The sequence below is a fragment of the Actinosynnema sp. NPDC050801 genome (assembly GCF_040673975.1).
Taxonomy (GTDB): domain Bacteria; phylum Actinomycetota; class Actinomycetes; order Mycobacteriales; family Pseudonocardiaceae; genus Actinosynnema.
Map to the genome: position 1 here is coordinate 382230 of NZ_JBFAQZ010000007.1, position 16922 is coordinate 399151.

At 69.7% G+C, this 16922-nt stretch carries 18 protein-coding genes and 1 tRNA gene; 18 read left to right on the forward strand and 1 reads right to left on the reverse strand.

Annotation, left to right across the window (positions count from 1 at the left end):
• Nucleotides 1-75: 75 nt before the first annotated feature.
• From AB0K14_RS19160 to rplA, 5 genes are all read left to right on the forward strand, one after another.
• Nucleotides 76-148, forward strand: a tRNA-Trp gene (locus tag AB0K14_RS19160).
• Nucleotides 149-179: 31 nt separating this feature from the next.
• Nucleotides 180-575, forward strand: coding sequence for a preprotein translocase subunit SecE (gene secE / locus AB0K14_RS19165; protein ID WP_360452828.1), 396 nt, complete (start codon nt 180-182; stop codon nt 573-575).
• Between the two features lie 64 nt (nt 576-639).
• Nucleotides 640-1509 carry a transcription termination/antitermination protein NusG gene (nusG, locus tag AB0K14_RS19170; RefSeq protein WP_360452830.1) on the forward strand — a complete coding sequence of 290 codons (870 nt, stop codon included), beginning with the start codon at nt 640-642 and terminating at the stop codon, nt 1507-1509.
• Between the two features lie 103 nt (nt 1510-1612).
• Nucleotides 1613-2047, forward strand: a complete 435-nt coding sequence (gene rplK, locus AB0K14_RS19175; RefSeq protein ID WP_106616850.1) for a 50S ribosomal protein L11 — start codon at nt 1613-1615, stop codon at nt 2045-2047.
• 76 nt (nt 2048-2123) lie between these two features.
• On the forward strand, nt 2124-2840 hold the full coding sequence (gene rplA, locus AB0K14_RS19180) for a 50S ribosomal protein L1 (RefSeq protein WP_360452832.1): 717 nt from the start codon (nt 2124-2126) through the stop codon (nt 2838-2840).
• 80 nt (nt 2841-2920) lie between these two features.
• On the opposite strand, the gene AB0K14_RS19185 is transcribed toward rplA, so the two are convergent.
• Nucleotides 2921-3661 (reverse strand): hypothetical protein, encoded by a 741-nt coding sequence (locus tag AB0K14_RS19185; protein ID WP_360452834.1) that lies wholly within the window; start codon nt 3659-3661, stop codon nt 2921-2923.
• 254 nt (nt 3662-3915) lie between these two features.
• Here AB0K14_RS19185 and rplJ point away from each other — a divergent pair, with 254 nt between their 5' ends.
• The 13 genes from rplJ (at nt 3916) to AB0K14_RS19250 (ending at nt 16665) form a co-directional block, all read left to right on the forward strand.
• Nucleotides 3916-4473 (forward strand): 50S ribosomal protein L10, encoded by a 558-nt coding sequence (rplJ, locus tag AB0K14_RS19190; protein WP_360452836.1) that lies wholly within the window; start codon nt 3916-3918, stop codon nt 4471-4473.
• 79 nt (nt 4474-4552) lie between these two features.
• Complete coding sequence (gene rplL, locus AB0K14_RS19195) at nt 4553-4939, forward strand: 50S ribosomal protein L7/L12 (protein WP_033428556.1); 387 nt, start codon at nt 4553-4555, stop codon at nt 4937-4939.
• 301 nt (nt 4940-5240) lie between these two features.
• Nucleotides 5241-6329, forward strand: coding sequence for an ABC transporter ATP-binding protein (locus tag AB0K14_RS19200; protein ID WP_360452839.1), 1089 nt, complete (start codon nt 5241-5243; stop codon nt 6327-6329).
• 50 nt (nt 6330-6379) lie between these two features.
• Entirely contained in the window at nt 6380-7111 is a 732-nt protein-coding gene (locus tag AB0K14_RS19205; RefSeq protein ID WP_360452870.1) for an ABC transporter permease, read from the forward strand.
• A 1-nt stretch (nt 7112) separates the two neighbouring features.
• A complete protein-coding gene (locus AB0K14_RS19210; protein ID WP_360452841.1) occupies nt 7113-7952 on the forward strand; it encodes an ABC transporter permease in 840 nt (279 codons plus the stop codon).
• 73 nt (nt 7953-8025) lie between these two features.
• The gene (locus tag AB0K14_RS19215; protein WP_360452843.1) at nt 8026-9354 is read left to right on the forward strand and encodes an MCE family protein; all 1329 of its coding nucleotides are present in this window, start codon (nt 8026-8028) and stop codon (nt 9352-9354) included.
• On the forward strand, nt 9351-10379 hold the full coding sequence (locus tag AB0K14_RS19220; RefSeq protein ID WP_360452845.1) for an MlaD family protein: 1029 nt from the start codon (nt 9351-9353) through the stop codon (nt 10377-10379). Before AB0K14_RS19215 ends, AB0K14_RS19220 begins: the two co-directional genes overlap by 4 nt.
• On the forward strand, nt 10376-11449 hold the full coding sequence (locus tag AB0K14_RS19225; protein WP_360452847.1) for an MCE family protein: 1074 nt from the start codon (nt 10376-10378) through the stop codon (nt 11447-11449). Before AB0K14_RS19220 ends, AB0K14_RS19225 begins: the two co-directional genes overlap by 4 nt.
• A 1-nt stretch (nt 11450) precedes the next feature.
• Nucleotides 11451-12620, forward strand: coding sequence for an MCE family protein (locus AB0K14_RS19230; RefSeq protein ID WP_360452872.1), 1170 nt, complete (start codon nt 11451-11453; stop codon nt 12618-12620).
• Complete coding sequence (locus AB0K14_RS19235; protein ID WP_360452849.1) at nt 12617-13774, forward strand: MCE family protein; 1158 nt, start codon at nt 12617-12619, stop codon at nt 13772-13774. Before AB0K14_RS19230 ends, AB0K14_RS19235 begins: the two co-directional genes overlap by 4 nt.
• On the forward strand, nt 13771-15006 hold the full coding sequence (locus tag AB0K14_RS19240; protein ID WP_360452851.1) for an MlaD family protein: 1236 nt from the start codon (nt 13771-13773) through the stop codon (nt 15004-15006). Before AB0K14_RS19235 ends, AB0K14_RS19240 begins: the two co-directional genes overlap by 4 nt.
• A 12-nt stretch (nt 15007-15018) precedes the next feature.
• Entirely contained in the window at nt 15019-15516 is a 498-nt protein-coding gene (locus tag AB0K14_RS19245) for a nuclear transport factor 2 family protein (protein ID WP_360452853.1), read from the forward strand.
• 24 nt (nt 15517-15540) lie between these two features.
• Entirely contained in the window at nt 15541-16665 is a 1125-nt protein-coding gene (locus AB0K14_RS19250) for a hypothetical protein (RefSeq protein ID WP_360452855.1), read from the forward strand.
• The last annotated feature ends 257 nt before the right edge of the window (nt 16666-16922 follow it).

Sequence of the window (16922 nt, forward strand, 5' to 3'; positions counted from 1 at the left end):
AGTCGCTGCCTCACGGGCCACGTGAGGAGGGTGCGGGGCGTCTCCAGCCAGGGGGTTCTGGTTCAAGAACCTCAAAGGGGCGTAGCTCAACTGGCAGAGCAGCGGTCTCCAAAACCGCAGGTTGCAGGTTCAAGTCCTGTCGCCCCTGCGTCGAAGCGCGATGGTGAGCGGAGGACGGCATGAGCGAGGGCCGCGAGCAGGACCAGCCGGACGAGACCGCGTCCCGGCCGGTTACCGCCGCAGCGCGGCGCGAGCGTCGTGGCTCCGCGCGACCGGCGGGCCGCAAGGACGCCGAGGCGAAGAAGTCGGCCGAGGCCGGCTCCGACGCCGAGGAGACCACGAAGGGTCGTGCCACGCGTTCGCGGGCGGATTCGGAGAAGCGGGTCGGGTTCTTCGCCCGGATCGTCCGATACGTCCGCGAGGTGGTCAGCGAGCTGCGGAAGGTCATCTGGCCGACCCGCAAGCAGATGATCACCTACACCGGAGTCGTGTTGGTCTTCGTGGCCTTCATGGTGGCGTTCGTGTTCGGCCTGGATTCGGCCTTCGCCTGGGGCATGTTCAGGGTGTTCGGCTGAGCCGGACACCTGCCGCCCCCGGTGGCGGCGGACATGTGATGCATGAGAGGAAGCGAGACCCACAGTGACCTCCGATAACGGCGGCGTTGACGCCAAGGAGCTGAACGACCTGACCGACGAGCAGGACTTCGACGGTGACGTCGAGGTCGTCGAGCAGGCGGAGGCGTCGGAGGACACCGAGGAGTCCGCCCCCGTCGAGTCCGAGTCCGACGGTGACGTCGAGTCCGACGACGACGTCGACGGCGAGTCCGCCGCCGACGTCGAGCCGAGCGGCGAGGTCGAAGCCGACGGTGACGTCGAGGCCGTCGTCGTGGACATCGACGCCGAGCCCGCGGACCCCGCCGAGGAGATGCGCGAAGCACTGCGGCGCGCGCCCGGCGACTGGTACGTCGTGCACTCGTACGCGGGTTACGAGAACAAGGTGAAGACCAACCTCGAAACGCGCATCCAGACCCTCGACATGGAGGACTACATCTTCCAGGTCGAGGTGCCGACCGAGGAAGTCACCGAGATCAAGAACGGCCAGCGCAAGCAGGTGCAGCGCAAGGTGCTGCCCGGCTACATCCTGGTCCGGATGGAGCTCAACGACGCGTCGTGGAGCGCGGTGCGCAACACGCCTGGCGTGACGGGTTTCGTCGGCGCGACGTCCAAGCCGTCGCCGCTGACCATCGACGAGGTGCTGAAGTTCCTGCTGCCGCAGGTCGAGCAGAAGCCCGCCGCCGGCAAGAAGAGCGCCGCGACCCCCACGAAGTCGACCGTCGAGGTGGACTTCGAGGTCGGCGAGTCGGTCACCGTCATGGACGGCCCGTTCGCCACGCTGCCCGCGACGATCAGCGAGGTCAACGCCGACGGCCAGAAGCTGAAGGTGCTGGTGTCGATCTTCGGTCGCGAGACCCCGGTCGAGCTGTCGTTCAGCCAGGTCTCCAAGATCTAGCCAGGACAACACAATCTCCGGTTCCCCTCCGGTACGGACGGGCGCCGGCAGCCACGCTGCGGCTGGCAGGGCCGCGCGCGGACACCGCAATAAAGGAACCGAGATGCCTCCCAAGAAGAAGAAGCTCGCAGCGATCATCAAGCTGCAGATCAAGGCCGGGGCCGCGAACCCCGCGCCGCCCGTCGGCCCCGCGCTGGGTCAGCACGGCGTCAACATCATGGAGTTCTGCAAGCAGTACAACGCCGCGACCGAGTCGCAGCGCGGCACCGTGGTGCCGGTCGAGATCTCCGTGTACGAAGACCGCTCGTTCGACTTCAAGCTCAAGACCCCGCCGGCCGCGAAGCTGCTGCTCAAGGCCGCCGGTGTGGAGAAGGGCTCGGGCGAGCCGCACCGCCTCAAGGTCGCCAAGGTGACCATGGACCAGGTGCGCGAGATCGCGCAGAACAAGATGGTCGACCTCAACGCCAACGACGTGGACCAGGCGGCGAAGATCATCGCCGGCACCGCCCGCTCCATGGGCATCACCGTCGAAGGCTGACCTTTTCTCTTTCGTAGTCGTGGGAGAGCCGCGCGCTGGCTCGTCACCACAACTGATCCACTTTAAGGACAGAAGCATGAAGCGCAGCAAGGCGTACAAGAACGCTGCTGAGCTGGTTGACCGGGAGCGGCTCTACTCGCCGCTGGAGGCAGCCAAGCTCGCCAAGGAAACGTCCAAGGTGAAGCTGGACGCGACCGTCGAGGTCGCCATCCGGCTCGGCGTCGACCCCCGCAAGGCCGACCAGATGGTCCGCGGCACCGTGAACCTGCCGCACGGTACGGGCAAGACCGCCCGCGTGATCGTCTTCGCCACCGGTGACAAGGCCGCCGAGGCCGAGGCCTCCGGTGCCGACGCGGTCGGCTCCGAGGACCTGATCGAGCGCATCCAGGGTGGCTGGCTCGACTTCGACGCCGCGATCGCCACGCCCGACCAGATGGCCAAGGTCGGTCGCATCGCCCGCATCCTCGGCCCGCGCGGCCTGATGCCGAACCCGAAGACCGGCACCGTGACGCCCGACGTCACCAAGGCCGTGAACGAGATCAAGGGCGGCAAGATCAACTTCCGGGTCGACAAGCAGGCCAACCTGCACCTCGTGATCGGCAAGGTGTCGTTCGACCCGGAGAAGCTGGTCGAGAACTACGCCGCCGCGCTGGACGAGATCCTGCGCGCCAAGCCGTCCGCGGCGAAGGGCCGGTACCTGAAGAAGGTCACCGTCTCGACCACGATGGGCCCCGGCATCCCGGTCGACCCGAACCGGACGCGCAACCTGCTGTCCGACGAGGCCACTGTCTGACCACGGCTCGTCCGAACCACTCGAAGCGCCCCTCGGCACACCGCCGAGGGGCGCTTCGCGTCGTCACGGGCACGTCGTCGTCACGGGCAGGTCGGCTCGGCCTGGTACCCGGTGATCGCCCACGCCCCGCCGGGCTGCTTGGTGAGCTCGAACTTGCCCAGCTTCGGGCCGTTGCGCACGACCAGCGCGCAGGAGCTGACCTCGACCGAGCCGGACGCGGGCGGGGTGATCATCGTGTCGGGGAAGCCGAGCTGCCGGTAGGAGCTCACATCGGTCACCTGCCCCTTCAGCGTCGCCACCGCGGCCGGGCAGTCGGACGCGCCGAAGGCCTCCGCGAACGCCTTGCGCGGCCCGTCGCCCTTGAAGTACAGGCACGCCTGGTTCCCGTCGCCGGTGCCGACGTGCTTGTAGAACTGGCCGATCGTGCCGATGGTGCCGTAGGGGGTGGGCGGCGCGATGACGTTGTTCTCGACGCCGCCGCTGTCGACCGCGACGCTGCCGGGGTCGTCGCCGCCGAAGTACCGGTCGTAGAAGTACGAGGCGACCAGCAGGGCGACCACCAGGTAGACGAGGCGGCGGAAGAGCTTGCTGCGCAGCAGCACCTTCCACAGCGGCGTGCGCGGTGGCCCCGCGGGCGGCGGTGGCGCGGCCGGTGGGATGCCGGGCGGTGGCGCGGCGCCCGGCGGCAGGGCGGGTGGCAGGCCGGTGCCCTGGCCCTGCTGGAAGCGCTGGAACTCCTGGAACCGCTGGAACTCCTGGAACTGCCGGAGCTGTTCCGGGTCGACGTCCGGCGGCGGGTTCCTCGGGGGCTCTTCGGTCACGCGTCACATCATGCCGATTTGGAACCCGTAGTACACAGCAGGTACTGTGGGCGACGGTTCACCAAAGACCGCTGGTCATCCCTGTCCCCGTGACGGGGAACGAAGGTCCCGCGAAGCGGGCGGCCCGCGCAGGAGAACGAGGAAGACACCAGGCGTGTTCGCACGCCCGTCACGCCCCGTGCTGCTGCGCAGGGGCGTTTTTGCTTTGCGCGGCCTCTCGACCGGCGTGTCACCAGCCCAGAGAGGAGGCGATCATGGCGAAGCCCACCAAGGTTTCGGCCGTCGCCGAGCTCACGGACAAGTTCCGTGGAAGCTCGGCCGCTGTCGTGACCGAATACCGTGGCCTCTCCATGGCGCAGCTCACCACGCTGCGTCGCGCTCTCGGCGCGGGCACCACGTACACCGTTGCGAAGAACACGCTGGTCAAGCGTGCCGCTGAGGACGCGGGCGTGCAGGGCCTCGAAGCCCTGCTCGTCGGCCCGACCGCGATCGCCTTCGTCGAAGGCGAACCGGTCGACGCGGCCAAGGCCCTGCGTGACTTCGCGAAGGACAACAAGGCCCTGGTCATCAAGGGCGGCTACATGGACGGCCGCCCCCTCTCGGTCGACGAGGTCACCGCCATCGCGGACCTCGAGACCCGTGAGGTGCTGCTCGCCAAGCTGGCGGGCGCGATGAAGGGCAACCTGGCCAAGGCCGCGGGTCTGTTCCAGGCCCCCGCCTCCCAGGTCGCTCGCCTTGCTGCTGCCCTCCAGGAGAAGAAGGCCGCGGAGGCGCCTGCCGCCGCCGAGGCCGAGGCTCCCGCCGAAAGCTGATCACGCCCGAAAGCTGATCACACCCAGACACTCCGCGTCCCGGCCGCAGTTCGGGCGTTGAAAAGAAAGGACCGCCATCATGGCGAAGCTCAGCACCGACGAGCTGCTCGACGCGTTCAAGGAGATGACCCTCCTGGAGCTGTCGGCCTTCGTGAAGCAGTTCGAGGAGACCTTCGAGGTCACCGCCGCCGCGCCGGTCGCCGTTGCCGCCGCCGGCCCGGCCGCCGCCGCTGCCCCCGCCGAGGAGGAGAAGGACGAGTTCACCGTCGTCCTCGAGGGCGCCGGCGACAAGAAGATCCAGGTCATCAAGGTCGTCCGCGAGGTCGTCTCGGGCCTGGGCCTGAAGGAGGCCAAGGAGCTGGTCGAGTCCGCTCCGAAGCCGCTGCTGGAGAACGTGGCGAAGGACGTCGCCGACGCCGCCAAGGAGAAGCTCGAGGCCGCGGGCGCCAAGATCTCGCTCAAGTGATCTTGTCGCACTGACCTGCCTCCGGCAGGTCGCGCTTCCGCGAAGGCGGGCACCCGGTCCGGGTGCCCGCCTTCGTGCTGTCTCCGGCCGGTGATCTTGACCGCCTCGCCGCGGGTGTCCCACCATCGGTGGCCGTACGGTGCCGGCGGAGGGGTGACGGGGATGAGCCTGCTCACACCGTTACCCATCTGAAACCGCGCTAACCCAACTGGTGAGTAACCACGACGGGGCGGCCTCGTTGCACCGGTATGACGCCGGCCTGCCCGGCGTCCGGCGTTGCAGCCGCTGACCAGGAGGTGCGATGGGCGTCGAGGTGGTCGTCGAGGGTCTGACCAAGTCCTTCGGCAAGCAGACCATCTGGCGGGACGTCACGCTCACCCTCCCGCCGGGCGAGGTCAGCGTGATGCTCGGACCGTCGGGCACGGGCAAGTCGGTGTTCCTGAAGTCCCTGGTCGGGCTGCTCAAACCGGAGCAGGGCAGGATCGTCATCAACGGCGTGGACCTGGTCCGCTGCTCCGAGCACAAGCTCTACGAGATCCGGAAGCTGTTCGGCGTCCTGTTCCAGGACGGCGCGCTGTTCGGCTCGATGAACCTCTTCGACAACGTCGCCTTCCCGCTGCGCGAGCACACCCGCAAGACCGAGGCCGAGGTCCGGCGGATCGTGCTGGAGAAGATGGAGATGGTCGGCCTCGTCGGTGCGGAGCGCAAGCTCCCCGGCGAGATCTCCGGCGGCATGCGCAAGCGCGCCGGGCTGGCCCGCGCCCTGGTGCTGGACCCCGAGATCATCCTGTGCGACGAGCCGGACTCCGGCCTCGACCCGGTCCGCACGGCCTACCTGAGCCAGCTGCTGATCGACCTGAACGCGCAGATCGACGCGACCATCCTGATCGTCACGCACAACATCACCGTGGCCCGCACGGTCCCGGACAACCTCGGCATGCTGTTCCGCCGCGAGCTGGTCATGTTCGGTCCCCGCGAAGTGCTGCTGACCAGCGACGAGCCGGTGGTCGAGCAGTTCCTCAACGGCCGCCGGATCGGCCCGATCGGCATGTCGGAGGAGAAGGACCAGGCGACGATGGCCGCCGAGCTGGCGCACCGCGACGCCGGCCACGCGGACGGCTCGCCGGACGAGGACATGCGCGGCGTGGTGCCGCAGCTGGAACCGACGCCCGGCCTGCCGCCGCGTGGCGCGGTGCGCCGGCGCAAGGACCGGGTGATGAGCATCCTGCACACGCTGCCGGCCGAGGCGCAGCAGGGCATCATCGCCAGCCTCACCCCCGACGAGCAGCGCCACTACCAGGTCATGGCGGGTGCCGCCGACCGGACGGGCCCGCTCGCGACCCGACCGGTGACACCCAGCCCGTGGCCGCGGCAAGGGGGCGTGCTGTGAGCGCACCGGCGTCGTTCCCCGGCGTCGGCGCGCTGCGCGAGACCGGCCGGATGTTCGCGCTGGGCATCGACGTCGTGCGCAACACGTTCCGCCGCCCGTTCCAGCTGCGGGAGTTCATCCAGCAGTGCTGGTTCGTGGTGAGCGTGACGGTGCTGCCGACGGCGCTGGTGTCGATCCCGTTCGGCGCGGTCATCGCGCTGCAGATCGGCTCGTTGACCCGGCAGATCGGCGCGCAGTCGTTCACCGGCGCGGCGAGCGTGCTGGCGATCATCCAGCAGGCCAGCCCGATCGTGACGGCGCTGCTCATCGCGGGCGCGGGCGGCTCGGCGATCTGCGCGGACCTCGGCTCGCGCAAGATCCGCGAGGAGATCGACGCGATGGAGGTGCTCGGCGTCTCCCCGATCCAGCGCCTGGTCGTGCCGCGGGTGCTGGCCGCGATGCTGGTCAGCGTGCTGCTCAACGGCATGGTCAGCGTGGTCGGCGTGATGGGCGGCTACTTCTTCAACGTGATCCTCCAGGACGGCACGCCGGGCGCGTACCTGGCGAGCTTCAGCGCCCTGGCGCAGCTGCCGGACCTGTGGATCTCCGAGATCAAGGCGCTGATCTTCGGATTCCTCGCGGGCATCGTGGCCGCCTACCGCGGCCTGAACCCGGCGGGCGGCCCGAAGGGCGTCGGCGACGCGGTCAACCAGGCCGTCGTCATCACGTTCCTGCTGCTGTTCTTCGTGAACTTCGTGCTCACCACGATCTACCTCCAGGTCGTCCCGGCGAAGGGGAGCTGAGATGGCCACGATCAACGACCGGTTCCGCAAGGCGGCGAACGCGCCGCTGACCGTGCTGGACACCTTCGGCGACCAGCTGTGGTTCTACCTCCGCGCGCTGGCCTGGACGCCCCGCACGCTGACCCGGTACATGCGCGAGACGCTGCGGCTGCTGGCCGAGGTGAGCTTCGGGTCCGGCGCGCTGGCCGTCATCGGCGGCACGATCGGCGTGATGGTCGGCCTGTCGGTGTTCACCGGCACGGTCGTGGGCCTGCAGGGCTTCACCGCGCTCAACCAGATCGGCACGTCGGCGTTCGCGGGCTTCGTGTCGGCGTACTTCAACACCCGCGAGATCGCGCCCCTGGTGGCCGGCCTGGCGCTGAGCGCCACCGTCGGCTCCGGCTTCACCGCGCAGCTGGGCGCGATGCGGATCTCCGAGGAGATCGACGCGCTGGAGGTCATGGGCATCCCCAGCCTGCCGTACCTGGTCACCACGCGGATCATCGCGGGCTTCATCGCGATCATCCCGCTGTACGTGATCGGCCTGCTCACCTCGTACCTGGCGGCCAGGTTCATCACGGTCGAGTTCTACGGGCAGTCGGCGGGCACCTACGACCACTACTTCAACCTGTTCCTACCACCGGTGGACGTGCTCTGGTCGTTCGGCAAGGTGCTCGTCTTCGCCGTCGTGATCATCCTGACCCACTGCTACTACGGCTACCGCGCCAGCGGCGGCCCGGCGGGCGTGGGCGTCGCGGTGGGCCGCGCGGTGCGCACGGCGATCGTCACGACGAGCTTGCTGGACTTCTTCCTCAGCATGGCCATCTGGGGCACGACGACGACGGTGAGGATCGCGGGATGACCGCCGACGTGTTCTTCTCAGCGGAGGCGGCGACGAGCTCGGCCGACGTGTTCTTCTCAGCGGAGGCGGCGACATGCTGAGGCGGCGACTCCTGGGCGTCGCGTTCATCGCGGTCATCGCCCTCTTCCTCTCGGTGACCGTGGCGATGTACAACGACGCGTTCACCGAGGTCGTGAGGGTGACGCTGAAGACCGACCGGGTGGGCAACCAGCTGCTCATCGACTCCGACGTCAAGGTCCGCGGCATGATCGTCGGCCAGGTGAAGGACATCCGGACCTCGGGCGACGGCGCCGAGCTCGAACTGGCGCTCGACCCGGAGCAGGTCGAGCACATCCCCGCCAACGTCTCCGCGCGGCTGCTGCCGAAGACGCTGTTCGGCGAGCGGTACGTGAACCTGCTGCTGCCCGAGCGGCGCGAGGCGCCGTTGGCGGAGGGCGACGTCATCGAGCAGGACCGGTCCAGCAGCTCGATCGAGCTGGAACGCGTGCTCAACGACCTGATGCCGGTGTTGCAGGCGGTGCAGCCGGAGAAGCTGGCCACCACGCTGACCGCGATGTCGCAGGCGTTGGAGAACCGGGGCAAGCCGCTCGGCGAGACGCTGGTGCAGCTGGACACCTACCTGGGCGAGTTCAACCCGCAGCTGCCCAAGCTCAAGGAGGGCATCAGCCGCCTCGCGGACGTCTCCCACGTCTACGCCGACGCGGCGCCCGACCTGGTGCAGGCGCTGTCCGACGCCACCGTCACCAGCCGCACGCTGGTGGAGCAGCGGGAAAACCTGCTGGCCATGTACGGCACGCTGACCACCACGTCGCTGGACCTGCACGGCTTCCTCGCGGTGAACAAGAACAACCTGATCCAGCTCGCCGACGTGAGCCGGCCGACGCTGGACCTCCTGGCGAAGTACGCGCCCGAGTACCCGTGCCTGCTCAAGGGCCTCACCGAGTTCAGGCCGATCATGGACGAGGTGTTCGGCAAGGGCACGGACGAGCCAGGCCTGCACATCACGCTGGAGATCACCGCCAACCGCGGCAAGTACGAGCCGGGCAAGGACGACCCGGAGTACGCCGACAAGCGCGGGCCGCGCTGCTACGACATCGTGCCCAGGCCGGACCCGTTCCCCCAGTACCCGCCGGAGGGCCCGGTGAAGGACGGCTCGACGTCACCGCCGCCCGCGCGCGTGGCCGCCGACGGCGTGCTGCCGCCCGACGCCGGGGTGATCAAGGACGGCACCACGTCGCCGTCGTCGTTCGGCGGCGTGCCGTCGCTGGCGAACTCGCCGGAGGAGCAGGACTTCCTGGCGGCGCTGCTCGCGCCGCAGTTCGGCCTGAGCGAGAGCGAGATGCCGAGCTTCACCGCGCTGCTGCTCGGCCCCCTGTACCGGGGAACGGAGGTGACGGCATGAGGTCCCTGGCCGCGCCGCTGATCAAGCTCGGCGTGTTCGCCGTGGTCACCATCCTGGCGACCGCGCTGCTCGCGGTGACCATCTCGAACGTCAACTTCAACGGCGCCACCGGCTACACGGCGCGGTTCACCGACGTGACGGCGCTCAACGAGGGCGACGACATCCGCATCGCGGGCGTCCGGGTCGGCCAGGTCGACGAGATCCGCCTGGTGGACCGGCGGCTGGCCGAGGTGGAGTTCTCGCTGGAGGGCGAGCGCTCGCTGCCCGCGTCCGTCACCGCGACGATCAAGTACCGCAACCTCGTGGGCCAGCGGTACATCGCGCTGGAGCACGGCGTCGGCGACGCGTCCGCGCTCGAACCGGGCGGTGTGATCCCGCTGGAGCGCACGAAGCCCGCGCTCGACCTGACCGTGCTGTTCAACGGCTTCAAGCCGCTGTTCCAGGCGCTCGACCCGGACGACGTGAACCAGCTGTCCGGCGAGATCATCAAGGTGCTCCAGGGCGAGGGCGGCACGATCGACAGCCTGCTGCGCCACACCGCGTCGCTGACGTCCACGCTGGCGTCCCGCGACCGGGTGATCGGCGAGGTCATCACCAACCTCAACGCCGTGCTGGACACGGTCAACTCGCGCAGCGAGCAGGTGTCCACGCTGGTCACCACGCTCCAGGAGCTGACCACGGGCCTCGCGGCCGACCGGCAGCCGATCGGCGACGCGATCAGCGCCATGGGCGAGCTGACCACCACGACGGCCGACCTGCTCAACCAGTCCCGGCAGCCGCTGAAGGACGACATCGCCAACCTGGGCCTGGTGTCGCGGACGCTGGCGGACAACGAGGCGATCGTGGAGGGCGTCATCCAGCGCCTGCCCACCAAGATCGAGGCGATGTCGCGGACCGCGTCCTACGGGTCCTGGTTCAACTTCTTCCTGTGCGAGGGCACCGGGCAGATCGCCGTGCCGCCGATCATCAACGACCCCATCCCGATCACTGCCCTGCCCGTCACGCAGCCGAGGTGCCGCCGATGAACGCCCCGAAGACCGCGGCACAGCGCAACCCGGTGACGGTCGGCGCGGTGAGCCTCACCGTCATCGCGCTGCTGCTGCTCGCCGCGTTCTACTCCGACGACCTGCCGATCATCGGCGGTGGCACCACGTACTCGGCCGAGTTCACCGAGGCCGCGGGCCTGATCCCGACCAACGAGGTGCGGGTGGCCGGCGTGAAGGTCGGCAAGGTGACCAAGGTCGAGCTGGACGGCGACAAGGTGAAGGTGTCGTTCCGGATCAAGGACGCCTGGGTCGGCGACCGCACCACCGCGGTGATCCGGATCAAGACGCTGCTCGGGCAGAAGTTCCTGGCGCTCGACCCGCAGGGTTCGCAGCCGCTGGACCCGGGCGAGCCGATCCCGCGCGAACGGACCCTGTCGCCGTACGACGTGCAGGAGGCGTTCAACGGCCTGGCCTCCACGGTCGGCCAGATCGACACCAAGCAGCTCGCGGACAGCTTCCAGGTGCTGTCGGAGACGTTCCAGGGCTCGGCGGAGAGCGTGCGCGGCGCGTTGGACGGCCTGTCGGCGCTGTCGAAGACGATCTCGTCGCGCGACGACGAGCTGGCGCGGCTGCTGGCCAACACCAACCAGATCAGCAAGACCCTGGCCGACCGCAACGAGCAGTTCGAGAAGCTGCTCGCGGACGGCAACCTGCTGCTCGGCGAGCTGCGCAAGCGGCGCGACGCGATCGGCGCGCTGCTCAACGGCACGCGTGCGCTGTCCAAGGAGCTGTCCGGCCTGGTCGCCGACAACTCCGCGCAGCTGCGGCCCGCGCTGGAGCAGCTGGACCGGGTCACCACCATGTTGCAGCGCAACCAGGACGCGCTCGACCGCAGCCTGGCGCTGATGGGGCCGTTCTTCCGGGTGTTCGCCAACACCCTGGGCAACGGCCGCTGGTTCGACGTCTACATCTGCGGCCTGCTGCCGCCGTCGGTGAACCTCGGCGTGGTCGGCTTCAACGAAGAGGGCTGCCTCCCTCCCGGCGTGCAACGGCAGCCCTCCACCGAGCAGGCACCTGCTGTACCCGATCCTTCTGGGGGTGGGAACTGACGTGGCGACCACGAAGGCAGGCCGCGACCTGGCCCGTGTTGTGGCGATCGCGTGCGTGCTCGCGCTCGTGGCCGCGGCCGCGATGTGGTGGGTGTTCGAGGGTGCCAACAGCCGCAGGCTGACCGCCGTGTTCGGCGCGGCCGTCGGCGTCTACCCGGGCTCGGACGTGCGGGTGCTCGGCGTGCGGGTCGGCACGATCGAGGAGGTCGAGCCGCAGGGCACGGTGGTGAGGGTCGTGATGTCGGTCGACCGCACGCTGAAGGTGCCCGCGAACGCGCAGGCGGTCGTGGTCGCGCCCAGCGTGGTCAGCGACCGGTACGTGCAGCTCGCCCCCGTCTACGCGGGCGGCGCGGTGATGGACGACAACGCGACCATCCCGCGTGAGCGCACCGCCACCCCGGTCGAGCTGGACGAGCTGTACGCGAGCCTGGACAAGCTGACCACCGCGCTCGGCCCGAACGGGGCGAACAAGGACGGCGCCCTGTCGGAGCTGCTCGACTCGGCCGCGAACAACCTCCAGGGCAACGGGCAGGCGCTCGGCGACACCATCAAGCAGCTCGGTGACGCCACCCGCACGTTGTCCGGCTCGAAGGACGACCTGTTCGGCACCGTGGACAACCTGCAGAAGTTCACCGGCATGCTGGCCGCGAACGACAGCCAGGTGCGCGACTTCAACCGGCAGCTGGCCGAGGTCAGCGGGTTTCTCGCCGACGAGCGGGAGAACCTGGGCGGCGCGCTGAACGAGCTGGCCACCGCGCTCGGCCAGGTGCAGGGCTTCATCCAGGACAACCGGTCCGCGCTCAAGTCCAACGTGGACAAGCTCGCCGGCATCACCCAGGTCCTGGTGGACCAGCGCGCGTCGCTGGCCGAGGCGCTCGACGTCGGGCCGCTGGCCCTGGGCAACCTTCAGAACGCCTACAACGCGGCTTCCGGCACGCTCGACGCCAGGGCCGACCTCAACGAGCTCAACCAGCCGCCGATCGTGCTGGTCTGCAAGCTCATCCAGGGCGTCGAGCCGGGTCGGGTGCCCGGCGTGCTCGCCGAGACGTGCCGGCAGCTGGAGCCGGTGCTCAGCGGCGCGGTGCCGTTGAAGACGCCCGCCGAAGTGGTGTCGGACCTGTCCCAGGGCAAGCTGCCGCTGCCCCTGCCGCTCGCGGGGGTGCCCCGGTGAGGCGGTTGGCGGTGCTCGTGGCGGGCGCACTGGTGCTGACGGGCTGCGGCTCGGGCGGCTTCGACGGCGTCTACAACATGCCGCTGCCCGGCGGCGCGGACGTCGGTGACCGGCCCTACGAGGTGAAGGTCCAGCTCAGGGACGTGCTGGACCTGGTGCCGCAGGCCGGCGTGAAGGTCGACGACGTGCCGGTCGGCCGGGTCGACCGGATCGACCTCGGCGCGGACGGCTGGACCGCCGAGGTGACCGTGCTGGTCAACGGCGACGTGAAGCTGCCGGGCAACGCGGTCGCCCGGCTGCGCCAGTCCGCGCTGCTCGGCGAGAAGTACGTGGAGCTGGCCAAGCCCGCCGAGGGGCGCGAGGAGGGCGCCCTGTCCGACGGCTCGGTCATCCCGGTCGAGCGGACCAACCGCAACCCCGAGGTCGAAGAGGTCTTCGGCGCGCTGTCCATGCTGCTCAACGGCGGTGGCATCGCGCAGTTGCAGGACATCAGCCGGGAGCTGAACGCGGCCCTGGAGGGCAACGAGCCGCAGATCAGGTCGCTGCTGGACAACCTGAACACCCTGGTCGGCGACCTGGACGCGCACAAGGGCGAGATCACCCGCGCGTTGGACGGCCTCAACCGGCTCGGCGGCACGCTCAACGCCCAGCGCGACCAGATCACCGGCGTCCTCGACGGGCTGGAGCCCGGTCTGAAGGTGCTCAGCGAGCAGCGCACGCAGCTGGTCACGCTGCTGCAGTCGCTGGACACGCTGTCCGACGTCGCGGTCGACACGGTGAACAAGTCCAAGGACGACATCGTGGCCGACCTGAAGGCGCTGACGCCGACGTTGCAGAAGCTGGTCGAGGCGGGCACGAACCTGCCCAACGCCTTCGAGCTGCTGCTGACCTACCCGTTCCCGGACTCGGCAATGGACGCCATCAAGGGCGACTACACGAACATGTACGCCGACATCGACCTGAACCTCGGCACCATCGTGGACAACCTGGGCCGGTCGCGGCAGTCGCCGCTGCCGAGCCTGCCCGGGCTGCCCGGCGTCGACGGCACCGCGCCGTCGCTGCCGCTGCCCCTGCCGAACCTGCCGCTGCCCGGTGTGCCGGGCACGTCCGGGCTGGGCGACCTGCTCGGCGGACTGCTCGGAGGTGGGCGGTGATCCCCGGCCGGATCAAGCTGCAGATCGGCGCGTTCGTGCTGATCGCCCTGGTCGGCGTGAGCTACGTCGGCGCACGGTACGTCGGGCTCGGCCGGCTGTTCGGCTCGACCGGGTACGTGGTGACGATGCAGCTCGCCGACTCCGGTGGGGTGTTCACCAACGGCGAGGTCACCTACCGCGGCGTCGCCGTCGGCCGGGTCGGGCAGATGCGGCTGACCGCGGACGGGCTGGAGGTCGACCTCGACATCGACCCGGACGCGCCCGCCATCCCCGCCGACCTGGAGGCCGTGGTCGCGAACCGGTCCGCCGTCGGCGAGCAGTACGTCGACCTGCGCCCGCGCGGCGAGGACGGGCCGTACCTGGAGGCCGGGTCGGTCATCCCGCGCTCGGCGACCAGGACGCCGCCGCCGGTGGACAACCTGCTGACCAACCTGGACGCGTTCGCCAAGTCGGTGCCCACGGACTCGCTGCGGACCGTGGTGGACGAGCTGGACCTGGCGTTCAACGGCACCGGGCCGGACCTCCAGGTGCTGCTGGACAACACGAAGGTGTTCACCCAGGCGGCGACCGAGCACCTGCCGCAGACCAAGGCGTTGATCGACAGCGGGCTGGTCGTGCTGAACACGCAGGTCGCGCAGGGCGGGGCGATCAGGTCGTTCTCCACCGACCTGCGGGCGCTGGCCGAGCAGCTGAAGAACTCCGACACCGACATCCGGCGGCTCATCGCGGTGTCGCCGCAGGCCGCCGAGCAGGTGTCGGCGCTGCTGCGGGAGACCGGGCCCAACCTGGGCGTGGTGCTGGCCAACCTGCTGACCACCGGGAACATCCTGGTCACGCGGCTGGACGGGCTGGAGCAGATCGCCGTCACCTACCCGATCATCGTCGGTGGCGGGTTCACCGTGGCCAAGGGTGACGGCACGGGCGCGCACTTCGGGCTGGCCCTGAACGTGTTCGACCCGCCGCCGTGCACGGTCGGCTACGACGGCACCACGATCCGGCAGGGCACCGACACCACCCCGACGACCTTCAACACGCAGGCCTACTGCGCGTTGGCGCCCGGTAGTGCCACCGGCGTGCGAGGTGCCCAGAACGCGCCTTACGGTGGCACCCCGGTCACGACGCCCACCGGCGACGCGACGTCGCAGCCGGGTCGGGAACCGACCTCCGGCGAGGCCGCCGCCGAGGCGCCGCTGCTGACCAGCCTGGGGCAGTTGCTCGGTCTGCCGGGCTGAGGAGAGGGACGGATGGACGTTCGACGCTGGGTGCTGCCGGTCACCGCCGTGCTCGCGGTGCTGGCCTTCGGTTACGCGCTGTGGGCCGGGGTGTCGTGGTGGAGCGCGTCCTCCAACGACTCGGTGGAGTTCTCGCGGGAGCGGGAAGAGGTGCTCCGGGTCGGGCAGGTCGGGATCGCCAACTTCACCACCCTCGACTACAAGAAGGTGGACGAGGACGTCGACCGGTGGCTCGACTCGGCCACCGGTGAGCTGCGCTCGGAGATCGAGGACGGCCGGGACGAGCGCAGGAAGCAGATCGAGGACGCCAAGTCGGTGACCGTGAGCCGGGTGCTGGACGCGTCCGTGACCGAGCTCGACTCGCGGGCCGGCAAGGCGCACCTGATCGCCGTCGTGGAGACGACGGTGACCCCCGAGGGCGGGCAGCCGGTGAGGAAGATCAACCGGTACCAGATGGACCTGACCCGCACCGATGCCGGTTGGAAGCTCAGCGCGCTCGGGCCGGTCTAGGCCCGCGGCGCGTGACCCGAGGAGATGACGTCAGTGCCACCGCCCCGCCGCCGCCCCGTCCCGACCACGCCGACCACCCGGCCGCGCGTCGCCGGCCTGCGCAAACGCCCCGAGCAGGGCACCACGCCCGGCACGCCCGAGGTCGCGCCGGTGCAGGACGCGCCGGTGGAGGACACACGCCCCGAGGGTTCGAGCGCTGAAGGTTCCAACGCTGAAAGTTCGAACGCTGAAAGTTCGGGTGCTGAAGGTTCGAGCGCCGAGGGCTTGAGCGCCGAAGGTTCGAGCACTGCCGTCACCGAGGGTCCGAGCACCGCCGGGTCGACTGCCGCCGAGCCGGCCGACGCGCACGCCGAGCTGACCGACGTGCCCGCCGAGCCCGCCGACGCGCGGTCGACCGAGGTCATGGGCCTGATCGAGCCCCGCGAGGACACCGAGGACGAGGCCGAGGACGAGACCCCCGAGCCCGCACCCCGCCCGCGGCCGACCGGTCGCCGCAAGCGCACCGGTGAGGCGGTCGCGCCCAGCGTGCTGACCGACCACGGCTCGAAGCACGCCAAGCCCGGCGCCGACACGGACACCGACACGGACACCGACGGCATCCACGCACGCGGGTCCGGCCGCACCGGCCTCGTGCTGCCGATCGCGCTGGTCGTGCTGGCCGGCCTGCTGGTCGGGCTCGGCGTGTGGTTCCAGAGCCGGGCCGACGACGTGCACTACAACCAGGCCCTGGTGGACAGCGCGGGCACGACCGAGGTCGCCGGGCAGACCCGCGAGGCGATCGAGAAGGCGTTCTCGTACAACTTCGCCGACGTCTCCGCCACCGAGAAGGCGGCCAACGAGCTGCTGGTCGGCAAGGCCCAGTGCCAGTACAACGCGATCTTCGACCCGGTCCGCAAGCTCGCGCCCGAGCAGAAGCTCGTGGTCACGGTGAAGGCCGTGTCCAGCGGCGTGACCACGCTCGACGGCGACCACGCCACCGTGCTGCTGTTCCTCGACCAGGTCACCACCCGCACGACCGACAACCAGAGCGGCGGCGGCATCGCCATGATGCGGGTGAGCGCGCGGAAGGTCGACGGCCGGTGGAAGGTCGACAACATGGAGATGTTCGGCCAGAGCGGTGACCAGGCGGCCGAAACCGCCAAGTGCTGACGGACCGGCGCCCGGACGGCCCTCGCGGGCGTCCACTCAGGACTCCAAGCCTGATTTCAACCCCGAGCGCAAGGTGATCTGCGCCACATTTTGGGGCGGTGACCGAACGAGGTCGCAACTCTCTCCCTTCGGGGTCGGGGCACCCGCCAAAGGTTCACCCTTGCTCACGTCCATGTATTTTCGCAGGTCACAGCGGTAACTCCGCGTTATCGCGCCTTGCGCCAGTGGAGTGATCGCCGCGTGGCATCTTGACTGTG

What these genes read in the sequence shown, in the direction of transcription:
- AB0K14_RS19210 (WP_360452841.1), top strand. Translation starts at nt 7,113, where the DNA reads ATGGCCACGATCAACGACCGGTTCCGCAAGGCGGCGAACGCGCCGCTG.
- AB0K14_RS19245 (WP_360452853.1), top strand. Translation starts at nt 15,019, where the DNA reads ATGGACGTTCGACGCTGGGTGCTGCCGGTCACCGCCGTGCTCGCGGTG.
- AB0K14_RS19250 (WP_360452855.1), top strand. Translation starts at nt 15,541, where the DNA reads ATGACGTCAGTGCCACCGCCCCGCCGCCGCCCCGTCCCGACCACGCCG.
- rplJ (WP_360452836.1), top strand. Translation starts at nt 3,916, where the DNA reads ATGGCGAAGCCCACCAAGGTTTCGGCCGTCGCCGAGCTCACGGACAAG.
- rplA (WP_360452832.1), top strand. Translation starts at nt 2,124, where the DNA reads ATGAAGCGCAGCAAGGCGTACAAGAACGCTGCTGAGCTGGTTGACCGG.
- AB0K14_RS19200 (WP_360452839.1), top strand. Translation starts at nt 5,241, where the DNA reads ATGGGCGTCGAGGTGGTCGTCGAGGGTCTGACCAAGTCCTTCGGCAAG.
- AB0K14_RS19215 (WP_360452843.1), top strand. Translation starts at nt 8,026, where the DNA reads ATGCTGAGGCGGCGACTCCTGGGCGTCGCGTTCATCGCGGTCATCGCC.
- secE (WP_360452828.1), top strand. Translation starts at nt 180, where the DNA reads ATGAGCGAGGGCCGCGAGCAGGACCAGCCGGACGAGACCGCGTCCCGG.
- rplL (WP_033428556.1), top strand. Translation starts at nt 4,553, where the DNA reads ATGGCGAAGCTCAGCACCGACGAGCTGCTCGACGCGTTCAAGGAGATG.
- AB0K14_RS19225 (WP_360452847.1), top strand. Translation starts at nt 10,376, where the DNA reads ATGAACGCCCCGAAGACCGCGGCACAGCGCAACCCGGTGACGGTCGGC.
- AB0K14_RS19205 (WP_360452870.1), top strand. Translation starts at nt 6,380, where the DNA reads ATGTTCGCGCTGGGCATCGACGTCGTGCGCAACACGTTCCGCCGCCCG.
- rplK (WP_106616850.1), top strand. Translation starts at nt 1,613, where the DNA reads ATGCCTCCCAAGAAGAAGAAGCTCGCAGCGATCATCAAGCTGCAGATC.
- AB0K14_RS19220 (WP_360452845.1), top strand. Translation starts at nt 9,351, where the DNA reads ATGAGGTCCCTGGCCGCGCCGCTGATCAAGCTCGGCGTGTTCGCCGTG.